Annotated in this window: 16 protein-coding genes; 1 reads left to right on the top strand and 15 read right to left on the bottom strand. The window is 42.1% G+C overall.

Annotation, left to right across the window (positions count from 1 at the left end):
- Positions 1-21: 21 nt before the first annotated feature.
- The 12 genes from BLW49_RS18595 to BLW49_RS18650 form a co-directional block, all read right to left on the bottom strand.
- Positions 22-1470, bottom strand: coding sequence for an oligosaccharide flippase family protein (locus tag BLW49_RS18595; protein ID WP_090726108.1), 1449 nt, complete (start codon positions 1468-1470; stop codon positions 22-24).
- Positions 1463-2377: a glycosyltransferase family 2 protein gene (locus BLW49_RS18600; protein ID WP_177178787.1), complete on the bottom strand. Its 915-nt coding sequence runs from the start codon at positions 2375-2377 to the stop codon at positions 1463-1465. Before BLW49_RS18600 ends, BLW49_RS18595 begins: the two co-directional genes overlap by 8 nt.
- Positions 2346-3563 (bottom strand): glycosyltransferase family 4 protein, encoded by a 1218-nt coding sequence (locus BLW49_RS18605; RefSeq protein WP_177178788.1) that lies wholly within the window; start codon positions 3561-3563, stop codon positions 2346-2348. The genes BLW49_RS18600 and BLW49_RS18605 overlap by 32 nt, the downstream gene beginning before the upstream one ends.
- A gap of 26 nt (positions 3564-3589) precedes the next feature.
- The gene (locus tag BLW49_RS18610) at positions 3590-4417 is read right to left on the bottom strand and encodes a glycosyltransferase family 2 protein (RefSeq protein ID WP_090726114.1); all 828 of its coding nucleotides are present in this window, start codon (positions 4415-4417) and stop codon (positions 3590-3592) included.
- On the bottom strand, positions 4410-5600 hold the full coding sequence (locus tag BLW49_RS18615) for a DUF1972 domain-containing protein (RefSeq protein WP_090726116.1): 1191 nt from the start codon (positions 5598-5600) through the stop codon (positions 4410-4412). The genes BLW49_RS18610 and BLW49_RS18615 overlap by 8 nt, the downstream gene beginning before the upstream one ends.
- Before the next feature lie 8 nt (positions 5601-5608).
- On the bottom strand, positions 5609-7027 hold the full coding sequence (locus BLW49_RS18620; RefSeq protein WP_090726118.1) for a glycosyltransferase: 1419 nt from the start codon (positions 7025-7027) through the stop codon (positions 5609-5611).
- A gap of 19 nt (positions 7028-7046) precedes the next feature.
- Positions 7047-7706, bottom strand: a complete 660-nt coding sequence (locus tag BLW49_RS18625) for a sugar transferase (protein ID WP_256209840.1) — start codon at positions 7704-7706, stop codon at positions 7047-7049.
- A gap of 29 nt (positions 7707-7735) precedes the next feature.
- A complete protein-coding gene (galU, locus tag BLW49_RS18630; RefSeq protein WP_076312032.1) occupies positions 7736-8644 on the bottom strand; it encodes a UTP--glucose-1-phosphate uridylyltransferase GalU in 909 nt (302 codons plus the stop codon).
- A gap of 251 nt (positions 8645-8895) precedes the next feature.
- The gene (locus BLW49_RS18635; RefSeq protein WP_076312033.1) at positions 8896-9585 is read right to left on the bottom strand and encodes a CpsD/CapB family tyrosine-protein kinase; all 690 of its coding nucleotides are present in this window, start codon (positions 9583-9585) and stop codon (positions 8896-8898) included.
- Positions 9566-10315: a YveK family protein gene (locus BLW49_RS18640; protein ID WP_090726120.1), complete on the bottom strand. Its 750-nt coding sequence runs from the start codon at positions 10313-10315 to the stop codon at positions 9566-9568. The genes BLW49_RS18635 and BLW49_RS18640 overlap by 20 nt, the downstream gene beginning before the upstream one ends.
- A gap of 38 nt (positions 10316-10353) precedes the next feature.
- Positions 10354-11112, bottom strand: coding sequence for a tyrosine-protein phosphatase (locus BLW49_RS18645; protein WP_090726122.1), 759 nt, complete (start codon positions 11110-11112; stop codon positions 10354-10356).
- A 118-nt stretch (positions 11113-11230) separates the two neighbouring features.
- The gene (locus BLW49_RS18650; protein WP_076312035.1) at positions 11231-11662 is read right to left on the bottom strand and encodes a hypothetical protein; all 432 of its coding nucleotides are present in this window, start codon (positions 11660-11662) and stop codon (positions 11231-11233) included.
- A gap of 223 nt (positions 11663-11885) precedes the next feature.
- On the opposite strand from BLW49_RS18650, the gene BLW49_RS18655 reads away from it, so the two are divergent.
- Entirely contained in the window at positions 11886-12257 is a 372-nt protein-coding gene (locus BLW49_RS18655; protein ID WP_076312036.1) for a helix-turn-helix domain-containing protein, read from the top strand.
- Positions 12258-12501: 244 nt separating this feature from the next.
- Here BLW49_RS18655 and BLW49_RS28855 read toward each other — a convergent pair whose 3' ends face one another.
- The 3 genes from BLW49_RS28855 to BLW49_RS18665 form a co-directional block, all read right to left on the bottom strand.
- Positions 12502-12648, bottom strand: coding sequence for a hypothetical protein (locus BLW49_RS28855; protein WP_177178789.1), 147 nt, complete (start codon positions 12646-12648; stop codon positions 12502-12504).
- A gap of 206 nt (positions 12649-12854) precedes the next feature.
- Positions 12855-17450: a glutamate synthase large subunit gene (gltB, locus tag BLW49_RS18660; protein WP_076312037.1), complete on the bottom strand. Its 4596-nt coding sequence runs from the start codon at positions 17448-17450 to the stop codon at positions 12855-12857.
- 586 nt (positions 17451-18036) lie between these two features.
- Positions 18037-20328, bottom strand: coding sequence for a YhgE/Pip domain-containing protein (locus tag BLW49_RS18665; protein ID WP_090726124.1), 2292 nt, complete (start codon positions 20326-20328; stop codon positions 18037-18039).
- Positions 20329-20385 lie beyond the last annotated feature (57 nt).

Consider the following 20385-nt stretch of genomic DNA (forward strand, 5'->3'; position numbering starts at 1 on the left):
TTTATTTATTAAGTCTATATTTCAAGACTGTAATACCTTTGATCTTTTAATTGATTTTCTTAATTTATCTAGAATCATAAATAAATAACTATCTTTAAATAATACCAGTCCAGTAAGGTAGACAACTGTACCAATTAAAATCTGTACAATAGTCATGGTAATAGAACTAACGTTAAATAATGGTGAAATATAGTAGATAGCAAAAAACATGACAAGACTTGCAGACAGATATTTCAAAAAGGAAATTGAAAGAGATTTAAGATTAAAATATTTTCTTGCAAAATACATTGACATTACTGCACCAACTCCTTCAGCTACTAATAAAGCAATTGTAGTTCCTGTAGCTGCAAGAGGTTTTACTAATAAGAAATTAACTATCAAACTGCATATTGCTCCAAAAGCTATAGAGATCGAGTATTTATTTTGTTGATCAGTAGCAATTAACGTTTGAATTCCGAATACATTTGCTAACCCTACAAATATAATAACTGGACTCATAATCATTAATACTTGATTGACTTCTATATAGTCGGCTCCAAAAAACCAGTTTACAAAATTCGGAGTTATTGCAATTAATCCGAAAGTCATTGGTATTGTTGTTATTAAGACAAATTGTAGAGAGATGGAAATATACTTTTTAATAGTCCCAATATTTTGATTTAAAAATTCTGTAGCCATTCTCGGCAAGAATATAATCCCAATTGAAGTTACAATCCCTTGTACTAATCGTATAATTTTATTAGATTGAGCATAAAATCCAACTTCCGTCTCTCCTGAGACATTTCCTAGAATGATTCTGTTAACTATAACGTATATTTGGATCATTAATTGAGGTATAAATAATATGAGGATTGGTTTGACATGCTTTGTAATGTCACCCTTTCCAACCTTTAAAAACTTCAATTCTTTAAGTAAGGGAACCCACATTATCAATTGACCTACAAAAAGAGTTATTGCATTTAAAAATACAAATAACAGCAGATCTTCATCATCTCTTACAAAAGCAAAAATCAATCCAATTCCTAATATTTTCACAGCCAAGTTTCTTAATGTAGTTTTTTTAATTTGCTCTTTTCCTATAAAGTACCATGAAATATCTAGAGTTGAAGCAAGGATGGAAAGTACGTTTGCTAAATATAGTGCTTTATGATTACCTGATGCGAATAAGAAAACAATATAACAAATCATGACGAATATAGAAACAGTAGCCTGAATAATGAAAATAGAAAAAAATTCTTTTGATAGAGCATGGTTATCAGATTGTATCGCTATTTGTTTACTCCCATATAACGGTATACTTAGGACAGAAAAAAGAATAAACAATTGTACAACTGATGTGACATATGCATCAATACCTACACCTTCAGGTTGTAATACTCTTGATACATACGGAATTGTAATAAGTGGAGTAATCATTATTAGAATTTGATAAGATAACGTGAATAGATAATTACTAATTAATTTATTCATTTCGTGTTTCCCGACTCATGTGATGTAATGGCTTTAAGATATGTCTAATACGCATTTTTTTTAATCTAAGTTCGTACCTTAAACGATCTTTTATTGGAACCCTAAGCTTTCTGGATAAATTTATTCTCATATATTTTAATGGGTGATTATATTGAAATTGCATAATTTCAGTATGATAATATGGGTATTTTTTATTAATGATCTTAGTTGACCGTTCTATTAATTTGGTTTTTTCATCTCCAAATGAAGAAGCACCGATATGTTTTACATAACAATCATCACATATAATTAATTTATACCCTAAATTTTTCGCTCTCAGGCACCAATCAGTTTCTTCACCATATCCTCTGTTAAATGTTTTCGCATCAAAAATACCAACTTCATTTATAGCTTTCCGTTTCATATACATACAGAACCCAACAAGCATAGGTACCTCTGGATAGTTTGTTTCCTGTAAACTATCTATAGCATTCGTTATTTCATCAATTGTGAATTCATTATTAACTTTTTCATAAATAGTAGGAATAGATGAAATTACACCATAATTCGTTAAAGGATTTACTGCAGCTATCTTTTCATTCAAATTAGATGCATCAATAAGTTTAGTTAACCAATTTTTAGTAACAATAGTATCACTGTTTAAAATTACAACATCATTTTGAGTAAGATTAAGTCCAAAGTTAACATTCCCAGGGAAACCCAAGTTAACTTTATGTCTGTAACTAAATATATTTTTGTATTCATTTGTATAATACTCACTGATCTCCATCACTTCTGGGTCGGTACTGCAATCATCCAGTAAATAAAGATCGTAATGTGTTGCTGATGTATTGTTTAATATACTCTCTATACAATTACGCACTTCTGATACTGAATTATAAATCGGTAAAAGAATATCCACTTTCATGCGCATTGGCTCCTCTGTATAGCTGCGCGATATTATTTGCGCAGTTAGTTATATTGAATTCTTCCGCTCTACTTCTTCCCCGATCTACAAGTAACTGCACATCTATTTCGTTATTCAAAATCATACTTACACAATTGTATAATTGTTTAATATCACCAGGCTTATATTTCAGTCCATTTATCCTATCCTCAACTATCTCATCTAGTCCTCCAACATTTGTAACAATAATTGGATTTCCAAACCTAAGTGATTCTACTGCAACTCTGCCGAATGCCTCGTCCCTAGAACAAACAACTTCTAAATCCGCTTTATTCCTTAATGAATTCACGTCAGACGTATAGTCTACAAATTCAATAAAGTCAACAATCTGGTATTCTTCAATTTTTTTCATTAACATTTCATAATACTGTTCTTTACGCTCTCCGACTATTGAGATCTTAAAATTGAATATTTTTTCATCTCTCATCATTTTTGCTAATTCAATTAAATCTTCTTGTCCTTTGATTTCATATACAGTACCAAAGCAAAATATATTGAAAATTTTATCTTTTGATTTAGTTAAGTTAACTTCATATAGAGGTATTCCATTATAAATAACTTCTATTTTTTCGCTAAATAACTTAAATTTTGAATTTAAATTAAAAAAATCTTCTTTCAGATTTCCTGAAATGAAGATTATCTTATCACTTTTTGTTATAATATTGTTTGAATATTCAATTAAATCCTCTCTTGTGAATCCAAACATAGATTCCGCATTTTCTCTAATATGCCAAAAATGTGGCTTATTAGTCATTTCAGCTAAGTCACTTCCAAAGCTAACCACACTCGAGTTTGTATGAATTATTTCAATATTTTCATGTGTTATAAAGTTCGCAATCCTTTTTAATTCTTTTTTTCTTAAGAGTTTAAACACTAATTTCTTTAGTATATTAATAGGGAAATTAACGTTGTCATAAAAATAGTAAGCACTTCTAAAATTGATATCTCTTTTTTTTAGTTCGGAGTCTAAAGTTCCCGCTGCCATTAGAGGTTTTTTTTCCTTGCTAAATCGATCCTTGAAACTAAGAGTTTTTGGTATCAGTACAAATGCTTCGATGTCCTTAGGTAAACTATCTAATAAGTTTATCAAGGAATATGTTGCTCCTCCTTTAGTATTTTCATGTGCAACGTACAATACTTTTATCATAACTCCATCTCCATACCCCATATTGATTACATTGTACTTTCTCGTTTAATTTCATTTGTTATATTTTCACAAATCATTCGTACTTCTCTATTAAAAAGTACAAATAATTTAGTTTTTATTTGACTGACGAAATGTCGCTTAATTATTATTTTCCTATTGTTCTCAATCAGTAGCCGTTTTTCTTCTTTAAATGATGTGCTTCCATAATGAAAAATAAAAGTATCGTCTGCAAGGATATTTAAATATCCTTTTTTAGCAGCTCTATAAGAAAAATCCACTTCTTCTCCATATCCTTTCCCAAAAGTTTCTTCATCAAATAATCCAACTTCTTCTAATACTTTTCTTTTTATGAACATTGCATGCCCCACCCCTGTGGGAATTATAGGGTACTTCTTTATAGATATCCTTTCAATTAATTGAGAGAACCCTTCAACAGTGTAACCATCTGGTAATCTATTGTCCTCATTAAAATTAGGAACGGAACTAATTGTACCGTTATTAGTTAGGGAAGTAACGGTTCCAATTTTGTCCTGCATGTAAGCTGCATTATGTAATTTATCTATCCAGTAGTTTGTCACAATAGTATCAGCATTCAGAATGATTACATCATTTTGAAGTGATTGCTTCATACCCAAATTAACAGATTTAACGAATCCTAAATTCTTAGCATTATTAATAATGGTTACTCGATTATCACAAATACTGTTTAATAAATCATTTATTCGCTGATCAGGAGTAAAGTCGTTGATAATTATTACTCTGAAGGGAATTTTGTTGATTTTTTCTAATACAGAGACTAAACATTCCTCTGTTTCGTGGAATCCACTATATACAGGTATAATGACGTCAATCATTTATAGCTATCTCCCTTGTTTTGATTATAGCACTTGATTGGACATTACTTTCCTGACCTAAATAATCGAGGTATTGGGTAAAAGTTGAATTTGCAACATTGAAATATGCTTCTGACACCGCACTCCAAGAATATCTTTCATTAAGTCTCATCCTTGTAATCGATAATTGGTTTGGAGTATTGAGTGAATTCAAAAATGCCTCATCAATTCTATCTCGATTGAACAGCATACCTGCACTTCCTAATACCTCAGAGCTAAATGGACCATCAATAGCAATTATTCTTTTACAATAAGCCATCGCTTCGAGCAGGGCAGGATTTGTTCCTCCTACTGAATTTCCATGAACATATGCAAATGCTTCACTTCTTAATACAGCCAATTCTTCTTGATCATAATTAGCAGGCAATATAATAACCCCTGCATTATTATGGTAATTCATTATTTTTTCTGAATAATCTGTCCCTCCTTTGTAACCAACAAGGACAAATTTATAGCCTTTCTTATATAGTTCGGATTTTTGAAAACCCTTGATTATTTCTAATGGTAAGTTATCTGGTTCAAACCTTGTTATTTGAATGAAATATTTATCTGTTATCAAATCATATTTTTTGAGAACTTCTCTGGATACTGAAGTAGAAACTTCCAGCTGTTTTGGTGCGCCATAAGGAATAAATATAGTATTTTTCTTAAATACACTTTTATAATAATTCTGTATAGCTTCAGAATCTGAAATTAGATTTTTGCACATTATACTTATTAAAAATGAGGATAAAAAATAATATAATTTAAAAGGTAACGACCACTTAGCTCTTCGCCATTCCAATCCGTCTGTATTTACGGCCATAGGGATTCCTGATAATCGGGTCATTAATATCCCTGGTAAATTTGCATTGTTAAACCAAAAAACAAAATCGAATTCATTTCTATGCGACAAAATATATTTACCAGTTCTGAACGAAGTAATAAATGTGTCTAGAATTCGAGATTTACTTCCTTTAATATATAGTAATTTACTATTTCCATATGTTACGCTTTGCTTGAATGGCTCATTGGATCTACAAAAAATTATATTTTCAATATCTTGACTATTCAAATTCTCAGTAATTTTCTCAACTGCAGTCTCAAAACCACCGTAGTTAGCTGGTAATCCTCTTGTACCGCAATATCCTATTTTTTTCTTCATCTTACTCCTTACCTTTCTGTGAGTTGAGTTTGATAAAGTCTATTTATATTTACTGCATGATGATGAAATAACCTCTCTTCAAAACTGCTGTTTACAATCCGCTCATTCATTTCAGTTAAAACTATAGGATTTTCTAAAATAGACTGAAGTACCTTTTCCAACTCAGATACTTCAACAATAAATCCATTCTGTCCATTAATTAATTGATCTTTAAAACCGACATTATTTGTCACAAGTACTGGAATTCCAAATGATAGTGCTTCTAGTCCTATAAAACCATAGGTTTCTTTCCATAGACTTGGTACAATTAACAGATTGATGTTACTAAATATGCTTTTCAATTCACTATGTTCATATTTACCGTGAAAGCTAAAAAAATTCGAATCGTAAATTTCTTGAAATTGCTTATTATCTCCGTGAGAATGTAAATGCCAATTCACAACGCCTCTTTGCGCTAATGATTGTAGTGTACTAACCAAAAGTCCGAACCCCTTATAGTTTTCCATCGGTCCCAAAAAAGCGAGGTTCACTTTAGCCCTATCCAAAGGAATTATTCTTCTTTGATCCCGTATATCTCCATGAGTAATATTTATTACTTCTCCAGTTGAGATGGAATGTTGTGAATAAACTTCTTTTGAAACTACACTATTAAAGTGGATGGTATCAATTTTGTGTAACATATTCTTATAAAAAGATCTTAATTCTGCGTATAAAACACCTTGTCTTTTCTTTTCTGACGAATCATTGAGTTGACTATAATTAGAACTGTAATTTGAATTAGTACTTAATCCAGAAGAAACCTCACTATTTTTTTTAGCTGTACTTTCTTTTTTTCTTTTCCGAATCAATTTCATTAATTTATTTTCCTTAAATCTTCTATAAGCCGAAGATTGCATAATTACAATTTGTTTGATGCTGTAGCTTCTGCCAAAATTACATTTCACACATGAAAAACCTTCATTAAAGTCTGAACATATTTCGTTTTTGTGGTTAAGTAGATTTACTCGAGGACATATTCCATAATAATCATGAGTTGTAAATATTGTTTTTATGCCCTTCCTTTTGGCCTCTTCAATAAAATCAGGAGGAAGGCCCATTAGAGTATGAAAATGAATAACATCAGGTCGTTCATTTGATAGAAACAAATTAAAATTATTATCCTTGCTATGCATCATAAATTTTTCAGGTGAACCTACACCGCCTAAAAGTGCAACTGGTAACGGATTTACCATTTTAAATACTTTAATACCTTGATATGTTGACTCTTGTTTTATTCTAGTTTTTTTACCTAAAATGCTATATTCAGCTGGATATAACAAAGAAACATTATGCTCTTCTTTCTGTTTAAGCATTAAGTCTGTAGCATACTTTGTTAATCCTCCAGTTCTATATGGGGGTAATCCGAGTGAATAATGCAAAACTCTCATAATATTCTCCCTTTTCTAGCTAAAATGCATCCTTTGCTCCAAACAACAACCTTACCGTCTTCATAATAATTCCGATATCATACCAATACTTCCGCTTGCGAATGTACTCCAGATCCATCTCAACCATTTCTGCGAAGCCAACACTGTTACGGCCGCTAACCTGCCACAGACCTGTACAACCCGGTGTTACATGCAGTCGTTGCTTGTCGTATAAGGAATATTCTTCGACTTCTCTTGGCAGCGGTGGTCTTGGACCGACCAGGCTCATGTCACCACGAACGACATTCCATAGCTGAGGAAGCTCATCCAGACTTGTTTTGCGAATTAACCGTCCGATCTTGGTGACTCGCGGATCATTCTTCATCTTGAACATGGCCCCACTGACTTCATTCTGAGATAAGAGCTGCTCTAGCAGCTCCTCCGCATTGTGAACCATGGATCGGAATTTATACATATAGAAGACTCTCTCATTCTTGCCTACACGTTGCTGCTTGAAGAATACCGGACCTTTCGGATCCTCCAGCTTAATCAATAGGGCGAGCAGCAGAAACAGCGGAGATAGTATAATTAATCCTAGCAGCGAGGCGACCATATCCGTTAATCTCTTCATAATAAGGTAGACTTGATTTGCTTCTGTTCGTTCGAGCGTTGCTTCATAGACTCCAGACTCTAGTGCAATCTCTGCATCATTCGTCCGCGGATTCGAGCTCACTCGAATTCACCTCCACCGATTGCCAGTCTCGCAACCGATTCCTTTTCAAGTATGTCCCCTAGTGCGTTTAGAATCGGAATACGGAGCTCTTCATTTTTTAAGGCAAAGTCAATTGTCGTCAGGATAAAGCCTAGCTTCTCGCCCACATCATAACGAGTCCCTTCGAAATCATATGCGTATACTCCCTCTGCTTCATTCAGCCGCTGGATCGCATCCGTCAGCTGAATCTCTCCATGAGTACCTGCCTCTTGATCATCCAACAGTTCAAATATTTCAGGCGTCAGAATATATCTTCCCATAATCGCGAGATTAGAAGGGGCTTCGCCAAGCTTCGGTTTCTCAACAAACCGGTTGACTGCACACAAACGTCCTTCCGAGCTGAGTGGGTCTACAATCCCGTAACGGTCTGTATGCTCTTCAGCTACGGTCTGCACACCCACAATGGATCTGCCTACCATTTCATACTGTTCAATCAGCTGCCGGGTACATGGCACTTCGGCTTCAACAATATCATCACCTAGGAGTACAGCAAATGGCTCATCACCAATAAAATTACGCGCACACCAGACGGCGTGACCCAGCCCTTTTGGCTCCTTCTGTCTTATGTAATGAATATCCACATTGGATGATTTCCGAACTTCTTCGAGCAGATCGAACTTGCCCTTAGACTGTAAGGTATGCTCTAGCTCGAAGGCATTATCGAAATGATCCTCAATTGCTCTCTTCCCTTTGCCCGTGACAATAATAATATCTTCAATTCCGGATGCAATCGCCTCTTCGATGATGTATTGGATGGTCGGTTTATCAACAATCGGCAGCATTTCCTTCGGCATCGCCTTTGTCGCAGGTAAGAATCTAGTACCTAGCCCTGCAGCTGGTATGATGGCTTTTCTCACTTTTTTCATACATCATCACCTTATCCTTCTCTATTTATATTGAATGACTTAAAAGCACGAGTTGTACCGTTTACGTAAAAATATGAATGTAAGCGATACAATTCTTACTTTCAATTTCATAACAGGGCATTAAACCCCACCTCACATCACACCCTCGACGATGAACGTCTAAGGTACACTGACCCACAGTGTGACCGAGTGCCTGCAGTGATAGAGGTACAGCAGGCATTACCTGTTACTGACATAATTCACTTACTTCATCAGCGTTCGCCGTAATAATAGTAGTAATTGGATTGATTCTTGTTAAGCTGAATGTTGTTAAGCACAACACCTAGGATTCGGGCATTCACATGTTCCAAGTGGCCCTTCGCCTTCTTCACGAGATCTTTCTTCACTTTGCCTGAATTGACGACGAGCACAACACCATCACACAAGGAGCTGATAATCATTGCGTCCGTAACAGCAAGCACTGGCGGTGTATCGAACAATATAATGTCATATATTCCTTTTAGTTCCTCAAGTAAAGCTGTCATCTTCTTCGACCCCAGCATCTCGGAAGGATTGGGAGGAATCGGTCCTGATGGCAGGACGTCCAGATTATGAACAGCGGTCTTCTGCAGCACTTCTTGAACCGGATACTGTGCGGCAATTGCACTGGATAGTCCGGCATGGTTCGAGACTGTGAACACTTGATGCAAGGAGGGTTTTCTTAGATCCGTATCAATCAGCAGAACCTTCTTGCCTTCCTGTGCATAGGTCACGGCCAGGTTACTAACGGTTGTCGTCTTCCCTTCTCCCGATTGAGCGGAAGCCACCATAAGTACCTTGATCTGATCATCAATTGCTGAGAACTGGATATTCGTCCGCAGTGTTCTATAGGCTTCCGATATCGGTGCCTTCGGATTGACTGCAGTTACTAGATTATGCTGATTACTGGTTGATCGTGGCATAGTTCGCCTCACCTACCTGCCCTTGTGAAATAGATGTATGATGTGATGACTTGACATCGTCCTTCTTGATTCTTGCGATGACGGCGACAACTGGCAATCCCAGCTCTCTCTCCAGCTCCGCTTCCGTCTTGAAGGTATCATCCAAATATTCAAGCAGGAATACGAGACCAACGGACAGCATCAAACCAACAACAAAACTGATTAATATGCTCATCATCAAATTAATATTCACAGGAGGGACATTTGCCTCCAGCGGTGCTTGGTTCAGGATCGTGACATTATCCACCTGCATGATGGAAGGAATCTCACGCTCGAATATTCTGGCGACGGCGTTTACGGTCTTGGCAGCCTTCTCATAGGAAGTCGCTGTCACGGCCAAATTCATAATTTGTGATTCGTTCGCAGCAGATACGGTAATCATGGAAGCTAATTGCTCTGTAGTAAAACCGAGATCTGGGTAAGCCTCGAGTACTTTATCTAAAATGGCTGAGGATTTAATAATCTCCGTATAAGAATTGATCAGCATGACATTCGTTTGGATCAGCGTATAGTCAAGCATCGCCGTTCCTTGCCTGTCATAGGTCTGGTTCACGATGATCTTGGCCTCGGCTGGATATTGCGGGGTCGTCATATAGGTCTTAACTCCTGCACCAATACAAGCAACGATCACAATAATGGCAATAAGCCAAATCCTTTTTCGAATAATATTCATGTACTCCTTGAGTTCCAAAATCCATTCCTCCTTCATTCTTGTAGCGCGCAAAAGTCTCACCATAGCAGCAACCTGCGCCGCGTACTCACTGGCTCTGCAAGCTCTACTAATCTGTCATCCCATACTCTTCGTGCGTTGGTTTGCAGCTGCTCTACCATTTCGGTTCCAAACCTTGCTTCGATGCGATCATAAGCGGCTGCTAGAGCAAAATTGCGACGCTGTACATCATGTGCGTCTGATGAAATGAAATGAAACCCATTTTGTTTGCAAAAATGAAAACACCATTTCTGAACTTTTCGACCGAAAAGCCCTAAGAACGATTGAGCGGTGATCTGACATAATGCACCTTGACTCATATATTGCCCGAGTAATTCAGGATCTCGCAGCAAGACAGCGTTACGCTCTGGATGTGCAATGATTGGTATGATATTGCGGACCTTCAGTTCGTGAAGCAGATTGGGAAAGAACGAAGGCACCTCTCGGCTCGGCAGCTCCAGCAGCATATATTTACTTGAAGCCAAGGTAAGAAGCTCCTCATTATTCAACAGATCGATAAGTCTGGGGTGAATTCGAATCTCCTGACCCGAGCGAACTTGCAACGGGATGTTATGTTCCCTGAGTTCCAAGTTAAACAACTGTACGGCTTCTTCCACTTGATGACTCGGATTATCGTGACTCACATTCAAGTGATGCGGGGTAGCAATAATCTTAGTGATTCCTGCTGCAACAGCAGCTTGTGCCATAGCCAGTGAACGCACCATGGATGTTGGTCCATCATCCAGACCAGGCAAGATGTGACAATGAATTTCAATCATAAGCGTGCACCCTCAATACTATGTCCCCCCTCATCAAAATATGTTTCACACATTTATATTGGGGTCAAAGAACTAATGCAGGAACATGATAAATATAGTAAAATGGCGTTAGCACAGGCTAAGCCTGAGTATTAATCCGTGAATACGGATATGGTATGTCTTCGACTATTGTCCAAGCTTCCAGCTGCTTCTGGAAATAGGAATGTACCGGATACTGCAGCTGATAAATCATCTGATTCAACTGACCATATATATATAGTCTGTGTTCTTCATGAATATGTAACTTTGCATAATATAGTGTGAAACTTCCTAACTCCTGCTTCCACTGCAATGTACAGTCGAGATGAATGACATTGTTCTTCTGACCTTCCAGCTCTAACCCAACGAGAAGCTCAGGTACAGGAGGAATGATGAGGTCGCTTAAGAAGTGAATGGACTTCTGATTCAACCCAAGAATAATAATGGGACGGCTCCTGCTGTTAATGACTTGCTCTTCATACTTGTGAATATACATACTTGCGTTAATGCCCTGACTACTGACCTGTTTCATAGATTTCCATCCCTTACATAATTGCGATCCCAGGTATGAATGAATGAATCGGGGTCAAGGCTAGAAATGTGCGATAAAATGATACAATTTGTAACCTTGATGTATCCAATTTACGATACAAATCGTATCGTGTCAATAGATTTTTGGACACATCGTAACTTATATGACAAAGGCAGCTAGATTCGGTAAACGTTCATTTAGTAACCAGGAGGAATAAAAATAGATGGATTACGGACACCGTATTGCAGAATTAAGAGAAAAAAGGGGAATGACTCAAGAGGAGCTCTCCAGTGTGCTGGAGATTACGAGAGCTTCACTGTCTCACTATGAGAAGGGAAGGCGCAAGCCGGACTTTGAGACCCTCACCAAGCTCGCTGATACCTTCAATGTATCTGTCGATTATCTGCTTGGAAGAACGAGTCAACCGGAGATGGTGCTCGATGACGATGTGAGAGGATTTGTCGACGCATTGGAGCTCTCCGATCGGGAGGTACTGAGTAAATTCGAGCTCATGATTGACGGCAAGCCGTTGTCAGAGGAAGAAGCTAGGAGATTTATCGCCTTCGTACGAATGGAACGTAATATGGACTCGTGATGCTCGTTCTGGTATCTGATCATTTAGTCCCATATCAATAATTATCATTGTAGAATTCTGACTGTAGTCCCTCGATGTGAGGGACCTTTTTTATGTTCAATATATCTCTTATGCCAGTTTCACAGAGGTAAGTTATCCACCCAGCAAATACTAACATTGCAAGCTGCGACATGAGCTTCATGCATAAGGAATATATATCACAGCTCTTACTTGGGTTCGTGCTCATCTCTTCCCTATAGCGAACTTATCTATCCTGAGGGGGAACAAGAGATTGCCATTCCTTCGGATCGATGCCACATTGCTTCAAAACATCCACGATATCAAGCGGTTTCCTCGGGTTGTTCTGGTTCATCGGTTGATCATCGCTCCTGCTTGGATAATCCATGTTCATACCGGACAACCTCTCCTATACCTTTTTATATGTATGTTAAATTAACTAGACCTATTATACGAAAAATTTCCTAGTAATGTTGTCGTCTCATGGCGGAATGTCAGGTTTTCGAGGTTCTAATTTTGTCGAATAAAAAAACAGGACTTGATAGCGTCCTTCTTAAGTGAAGGTCCTGCTATAAAGTCCTGTTCGATTAATAAGTTCAATTACTGACCAGCACGTGCCAGTTCACGCATGTTGGCTTCAAATGCTGCAAGCAATGCTGCATCACCTGTAAGTCCTTCTGCCTGTACCTTCTCAATCTGTTCAAGCATGCGCTTGAAGTCCTTAGGAATGATACGTACGAAGCTGCCAACCTCCTGCTGCCAGTTCGCAAGAATCTGCTCACCACGGCTGCTGCCTGTGTACTGAACGTGACGACTGATCATTCCACGCAGATCTTCTTCCTCTGCCGAGTCCTCGACGCGCTCTAGCAGTACCATCTCAAGGTTAACACGTGACAGAATTGTGCCTTCCGGATCGTATACGTATGCGATCCCTCCAGACATACCTGCTCCGAAGTTGCGGCCTGTTCCGCCCAGGATGACAACACGTCCGCCGGTCATGTATTCACAGCCGTGGTCACCCACGCCTTCTACAACGACACGCGCTCCCGAGTTACGTACTGCAAACCGTTCACCAGCGATTCCGTTGATGTACGCTTCGCCGCTAGTCGCCCCATACAATGCTGTATTACCGATAATGATATTATCTTCAGCAGCAAAGGTTGCGCTTGGTGAAGGCTTCACGATCAATTTACCACCGGAAAGACCTTTACCTACGTAGTCGTTGGAGTCCCCTTCAACAGTGAGGGTCATTCCCTTAGGTACAAAGGCCCCGAAGCTTTGTCCTGCAGAGCCGACAAATTTGAATTGAATCGTATCCTCCGGCAGTCCAGCTGCGCCATATTTGCGCGTTACTTCACTGCCCAGAATGGTTCCGACTGCACGGTTCACGTTCGTAATCGGAAGCACAGCTTCAACCAGCTTACCGGATTCAATTGCAGGCGCAGCGAGTGGAACCAGCTTCTGCATATCCAACGTCTCTTCGAGACCGTGATTTTGTTTCTGAATACGAGTTCGAGCAGAGTTCGCAGCATCAGCGACATGGAGCAGAGCCGACAGATCAATGCCTTTCTTCTTCCAATGCTCAGCTGCAACTTCAGCATCCAGACAGTCTGTGCGTCCTACCATCTCTTCAATGGTACGGAAGCCAAGCTCTGCCATAATCTCACGTGTGTCTTCCGCTACAAAACGCATGAAGTTCACAACATGAGCAGGATCACCCATGTAATTCTTCCGAAGCTGAGGATTCTGGGTAGCCACGCCTACTGGGCAAGTATCCATCTGACATACACGCATCATAATACAGCCCAGAGCAACAAGCGGTGCAGTGGAGAAGCCATATTCTTCTGCGCCAAGCAGAGCAGCGACCACGAGATCACGGCCGTTCAGCATCTTGCCGTCTGTCTCAATGACGACACGATCACGCAGATTGTTCAGCATGAGCGTCTGATGCGTCTCTGCCAGACCAAGCTCCCACGGCATCCCCGCATGTCTGATCGAGCCTTGAGGTGACGCACCTGTTCCGCCATCATATCCGCTGATATGAATGACATCGGCACGGCCCTTGGCAACACCGGCTGCGATCGTACCTACACCAGCCTCGGATACAAGCTTAACGTTAATATCTGCTCGTGGATTGGCATTCTTCAAGTCATAGATGAGCTCTGCCAGATCCTCGATCGAATAAATGTCGTGATGCGGTGGTGGAGAGATCAGGCCGACACCTGGTGTCGAGCCGCGGACTTCAGCTACCCATGGATATACCTTACGTCCCGGAAGCTGACCGCCCTCACCCGGTTTAGCCCCTTGAGCCATCTTAATCTGGATCTCATCGGCATTGACGAGATAGTTCGATGTTACACCGAAACGTCCGGATGCAACCTGCTTAATCGCGCTGCGGCGAGAGTCTCCGTTCGCGTCAGGTGTGAAGCGAGCCGGATCTTCCCCGCCTTCACCGGTATTGCTCTTGCCGCCGATGCGGTTCATTGCAATCGCCAGATCCTCATGCGCCTCTTTACTGATGGAACCGAAGGACATCGCACCTGTCTTGAATCGACGCATGATAGACTCTGCGGATTCAACTTCGGACAATGGGATCGCCTCGCCATTTGACTTCAGCTTCAGCAGGGAGCGAATGGTCAGCTTCTTCTCATTCTCGCCTTGAACTAATTTCGCATATTTCTTGTAGAGGTTATAATCTCCCGTTCTTACTGCGTGCTGCAGTGTGTGAATCGTCTGCGGTGTGAAGAGGTGATCCTCTCCATCATTACGCCATTGATACTCACCACCGGAATCCAGCACTTTATCGTTACCGTCTTTGTCCGTAAACGCACGGTTATGATGCACAAGTGCTTCTTCTGTCACTTCCTCGATACCGATACCGCCGATACGAGAAGGTGTCCATGTAAAGTAACGGTCTACAAAGTCACTATTCAAACCGACAGCCTCAAAAATCTGAGCCCCGCGGTAAGATTGAATGGTCGAGATCCCCATCTTCGACAGAATCTTAACGACCCCTTTGGTAGCCGCTTTGATATAATTCTTCACGGCTTTGTCATGAGAGATGCCGCGCAGCATGCCTTGCTGAATCATATCATCCAATGTCTCGAATGCGAGGTAAGGGTTCACTGCACTTACGCCGTAGCCGAGAAGCACCGCATAATGATGCACCTCACGAGGCTCACCGGATTCAAGCAGGATGCTGACCTTGGTCCGTGTCCCTTGACGAATCAGATGGTGATGCAGACCTGATACGGCCAGCAATGCTGGAATGGCTGCATTCTCCGCATCCATACCGCGGTCGGACAGAATGAGTATATTATGCCCTTTCTCGATTACACGGTCCGCTGCTTCGAACAGAACCTCCATTGCGTTCTTCAGACCTTCGGCTCCCTCTTTCGCCGGGAAGAAGATCGGAATCGTCATGGAACGGAAGCCTGGTCTGCGGATATGACGAATCTTCGCAAATTCCTCATTGGACAAGATCGGAGTCGCCAGACGAATCTGTCTTGCACTCTCCGGTTCCGGAATGAGCAGGTTGCGCTCGGATCCAATCGTCGTCAGCGTCGATGTTACGATCTCTTCACGAATCGCATCAATCGGCGGGTTGGTTACTTGGGCAAACATTTGTTTAAAATAGTTATAGAGTCGTTGAGGACGATCTGACAAAATCGCAAGCGGTGCATCATAGCCCATGGAACCTGTCGCTTCCATGCCTGTCGATGCCATTGGCTCAATGATCTTGCGCAGCTCCTCGAAGGTGTATCCGAATGCCAGCTGAAGCTGGTTTATGTTATCATGCTTCGGCTCCGGAAGCTCTGGAGCATCAGGAAGCTCGTGCAGATCTACCAAATGCTCGTCAAGCCATTCTTGGTACGGCTCTTCGGAAGCAATCTGTGCCTTCACTTCGCTGTCAGAAATAATGCGTCCTTCCCGGGTATCAACAAGCAGCATGCGTCCTGGACGCAGTCTGTCCTTGTACAAGATATCTTCAGGTGCAATATCCAGAACACCCACTTCTGAGGAGAGAACAATACGGTCATCCTTCGTTACATAGTAACGTGCAGGACGCAGTCCGTTCCGGTCCAGAATGGCTCCGATCTGCACACCGTCCGTAAAGGCCATTGCAGCAGGTCCGTCCCATGGCTCCATTAGTGTGCTGTGATATTCATAGAATGCCTTCTTCTCAGCATCCATTCCTTCGTCATTGCTCCAAGGCTCTGGTACCATCATCATGGCCACATGAGGCAGGGAGCGTCCGCTCAAATACAGAAATTCCAGTGTATTATCGAACATTGCCGTGTCAGAACCGTCTGCGTTAATGACCGGTCTGACTTTGGACAGATCATCTCCGAACACTTCACTCTCAAACAGCGACTGACGTGCATGCATCCAGTTCACGTTACCGCGCATCGTGTTAATCTCACCGTTGTGAATCATGAAACGGTATGGATGCGCTCTTTCCCAGCTCGGGAACGTATTCGTACTGAAACGGGAGTGCAGCAGCGCCATCGCAGACTCAACACGCTCGTCCTTAAGATCAAGATAGAACTGGCCAACTTGTTCTGTGGTCAGCATGCCTTTGTATACAATCTTACGGCAGGACATACTCGGGATATAGAAGGCGTTCGCATCCTTCACCTGATCCGAGTAGCGGATCGCCTGCTCCGCCCGGCGGCGGATTACATACAGCTTCCGTTCAAAATCAAGCTCATTCTGGATGCCTTCAGCACGGCCGATAAATGCTTGACATACATAAGGCTTCGCAGCCAGAGCCGATTTACCCAGCATCTCGTCATACGTCGGAACTTCACGAATTCCAAGGAACTCCTGTCCTTCCTCCTGTACGATCTGTTTCAGAATCGCAAGGTGGGCACTACGAACCTCTTCATCATTTGAAGTAAAGATCATCCCTACTCCGTAATGACCCGCTTCAGGAAGACCAAAGCCAAGGCGTACAGCCTCTTCTGCAAAAAAACGGTGTGGAAGCTGAATCAGAATTCCGGCTCCGTCACCCGAATTCGGCTCACTTCCCTGGCCGCCACGATGCTCCATATTACTCAGCATCGTCAGGGATTGACTAACAATATCATGGGAAGGTACGCCTTTGATGTTAGCTACAAAGCCCATACCGCAAGCGTCTTTTTCGAACTGAGGGTCGTATAGACCCTGTTTAGGAGGTAATCCAGTCTGTCTCATGGAACGCAACCTTTCTATTACGAAAAATTTGGTGAACATCCGTGACAAAAGTGACCAACGAAGGGACAAGCAACACTTGGATGACAGCGCCGTAACAAACTTGTTTAAGATCCGCTCAGGCTCTCGCTGCCAGCTGATTCTGCATAAATAAAACACAGGGTAGAACCGATTTATAAGTATAGTTCTATCATTTTAACATCGACCTTACATCAGCGCAATTCAAAATTTCTATAGGTTTGATAATTTATCTTTTGCATTACAGCTTTAGTGCATCAACGTTTATTTCCGGCATTTTTTTGGATATTTATTCATACCCGAGTCCACTTCAGAACACTCATTAGGCCCCTCATGTTTTTGATTGTTCTTTATTATTTGCTCTCGCCTGTCACATTTGAATGGAGCAATTATCTAAAAATTTGTACAATCCTTCTTTGTAAGCCCTGCCATTTTTCGTCTGCTTCTATCATTCCTAGATTCCTATGTAATGATGGCAATGTCAGTATCACTTCAATAACAAAAAAAACAAAGCTGCATCCTATGTTAATTAGGACACAGCTTCGCTTGTAAATCATGCTTATAGTTAGAGCTAGATCGTCACCGCATCTCCGCTGGTATGCTGCGCATCCTCTGCAGCGGAGCTCTGTTTTCTTTGGCGTCCGCTCCACAAGAAATAGAACAGTGTCAGCAGCAGAGAGATGCCGGCATATATTCCGAGCGTAGCCGCCTTATCCCACATGAGATTGAAGTTGCCGCTCATAATGACAGCTTTGTACCCGATCAAGCTATGATACATCGGCAGCAGGGAGCTGATCGGCTTCATCCATTCAGGCAGCAGCTCGAGCGGGAACGTTCCGCCGCTTGTTGCCAGCTGGAATACTAGAAGTACGATGACAAGATAGCGGCCGACCAGATCAAGCCAGGTCACCAGTGCCTGAACAATCATCATGGAAGTAAAGCCAACAATAATCGAAAATACGTAGAACAACGGTACACTCGCGACTTCAAGCTTCAAGCCGTACAGCATGAAGGTTGCCAGAATCACCGACTGCAGCACACTCATTCCCCCAAAGGCAAGGAAGCGGCTTACAAACCGGCTCCACGGCCCCGCATCCGGTACGCTTGTTTCTCGCAAGTTCATAATAATGGTCGTAATCAGTGCCCCGACAAACAAGCCGATGGACATAAAATACGGAGTGAGGCCTGTGCCGTAATTGGCTACACTTCGGGTCTCATCCTCGATCGTTTGGACAGGCTCAGCAAACATGCTGACCACTTCATCCGTCTGTTGCAGCTCAGAGGTATCTGACGCTGCATCCTTCAATTTGGTTGACAGCTCGCTTGAGCCATCCTTAATTTCACTCAGCCCGTTGTGAAGCTTACCGGCGCCATCTGTCAGCTGAGCCGAGCCATCTGCCAGCGTCGTCACGCCTCCTGTCAATTCACCAATGCTGCTAAGCAGCGTGCCGGTTCCGGTATACAGCTCTGATGCTCCCGCACTCAGAGTTTCTCCGCCGCTGGCTGCTTCAGACAGCTTCTCACCAAACAACGCCAGGTTGGAATTCAGCTCTCCTTGACCTTGTGCCAGCGTATCTGCACCCGCAAGCAGCTGCTCCTGACCGGCTGCCAAGGCAGACGCTCCTGCGGCAAGCTCCTTGTGCCCCGAGAGAAGCTGCTGCGTGCCCGCCGCAAGCTTCTCATTCCCTTGGTCCAAGGCCTGGGCTCCGCTGAGCAGCTGCTGATCTGCCGCATGAAGCTGCCCCGCTCCTTCGGCCAATGACTGGCTTGCAGCAAGGAGCTTCTGCACTTCTGAACTTGCGGCAAGCTCCGGGTTCGACTCGGCCAATTGCTGAAGTCCTGCCGCAAGTGTCTCTGCCCCGGCTGCGAGCTGACCGCTTGCTTCCTCTGCAGCAGAGAGTCCGCTGCTCAGCTGCGCACTTCCCTGCTTCGCGCCTTGCAAACCTTCGTCTAGTGCGCTGGCTCCCTGCTCCGCAGAAGCAAGACCTTCGCTCAGCGCCGCTGCGCCATCTCGTGATGAAGCAATGCCATCCTTCAGTTCCACAGCGCCGCTCTGTAATTTGCCGGTTCCTGCTTCCAGCTGACCTTCTGCCGTGACAAGCTGGTTCAAACCGGCCGACAGCTCATTAGCTCCCGTGTGAAGCTGTCCTGCTCCGTCATTTAATGTCTTCACCCCGTCTGCCAGAGGATCCATTCCTTGCTGCAGCTCCAAGGTTCCCTCCGTCAGCTTCTTCAGATTATCCTGGAGGGTCACAGCACCGTCATCGAGCTTAACAGCTCCTTCGTTAATATCCTTTGCTCCATCCCCTGCTTCGCCAAATCCATCGGATGCTTCAGAGAACTTATCCAGTAATGTTTCTGTATAGGATTCGGTTACAGCAGAGGATACCTGCTTGCTGATCTCCTTGATCGCCGTATTTCCAATCTGAGCCCCGACAAAGTTATAGCTTCCGTTCGGTTCATAGATCAGTTCGGCCGGACTTGGCTTGTCATCAAGCAGTGTTGTCGCCCGGGCCGAGAAATCCTCAGGAATGGTAATCTTCATGTAAAACTTATTGTTATCTATGCCCTCCTGAGCTTCCTCATTATTGACGAACTGCCAGTCAAACTCGGGGTCCTCCTTCAGCTCCTCTATCAGATCCTCACCGATCGTAAGACTCTCGCCTTCAAATTCAGCTCCCTTATCCTCATTAACCACCGCAATGGGCAGCCGTTCCAGATGGTTGTACGGATCCCAGAAGGCTGTCAAATAGATCCCTGTATACAGAATCGGAATACAAATTACCGCAATGATGGGAATTAGTACTTTGGGATTCTTGACTGCCCTGAGTAAATCTTTAGAAAAAACAGATAATGATTTCATTTCTCCTTACTCCTTCTCCATTATACGATTTGACCAGAATCCCCATTCGGTCATTTC

The sequence above is a fragment of the Paenibacillus sp. PDC88 genome (genome assembly GCF_900106725.1).
GTDB classification, from domain to species: domain Bacteria; phylum Bacillota; class Bacilli; order Paenibacillales; family Paenibacillaceae; genus Paenibacillus; species Paenibacillus shunpengii.

Bases quoted from the DNA above. Each gene is read 5' to 3' on its own strand.
- BLW49_RS18595 (WP_090726108.1), bottom strand. From the start codon at position 1,470: ATGAATAAATTAATTAGTAATTATCTATTCACGTTATCTTATCAAATT.
- BLW49_RS18600 (WP_177178787.1), bottom strand. From the start codon at position 2,377: ATGAAAGTGGATATTCTTTTACCGATTTATAATTCAGTATCAGAAGTG.
- BLW49_RS18605 (WP_177178788.1), bottom strand. From the start codon at position 3,563: ATGATAAAAGTATTGTACGTTGCACATGAAAATACTAAAGGAGGAGCA.
- BLW49_RS18610 (WP_090726114.1), bottom strand. From the start codon at position 4,417: ATGATTGACGTCATTATACCTGTATATAGTGGATTCCACGAAACAGAG.
- BLW49_RS18615 (WP_090726116.1), bottom strand. From the start codon at position 5,600: ATGAAGAAAAAAATAGGATATTGCGGTACAAGAGGATTACCAGCTAAC.
- BLW49_RS18620 (WP_090726118.1), bottom strand. From the start codon at position 7,027: ATGAGAGTTTTGCATTATTCACTCGGATTACCCCCATATAGAACTGGA.
- galU (WP_076312032.1), bottom strand. From the start codon at position 8,644: ATGAAAAAAGTGAGAAAAGCCATCATACCAGCTGCAGGGCTAGGTACT.
- BLW49_RS18635 (WP_076312033.1), bottom strand. From the start codon at position 9,585: ATGCCACGATCAACCAGTAATCAGCATAATCTAGTAACTGCAGTCAAT.
- BLW49_RS18645 (WP_090726122.1), bottom strand. From the start codon at position 11,112: ATGATTGAAATTCATTGTCACATCTTGCCTGGTCTGGATGATGGACCA.
- BLW49_RS18650 (WP_076312035.1), bottom strand. From the start codon at position 11,662: ATGAAACAGGTCAGTAGTCAGGGCATTAACGCAAGTATGTATATTCAC.
- BLW49_RS18655 (WP_076312036.1), top strand. From the start codon at position 11,886: ATGGATTACGGACACCGTATTGCAGAATTAAGAGAAAAAAGGGGAATG.
- BLW49_RS28855 (WP_177178789.1), bottom strand. From the start codon at position 12,648: ATGAACATGGATTATCCAAGCAGGAGCGATGATCAACCGATGAACCAG.
- gltB (WP_076312037.1), bottom strand. From the start codon at position 17,450: ATGAGACAGACTGGATTACCTCCTAAACAGGGTCTATACGACCCTCAG.
- BLW49_RS18665 (WP_090726124.1), bottom strand. From the start codon at position 20,328: ATGAAATCATTATCTGTTTTTTCTAAAGATTTACTCAGGGCAGTCAAG.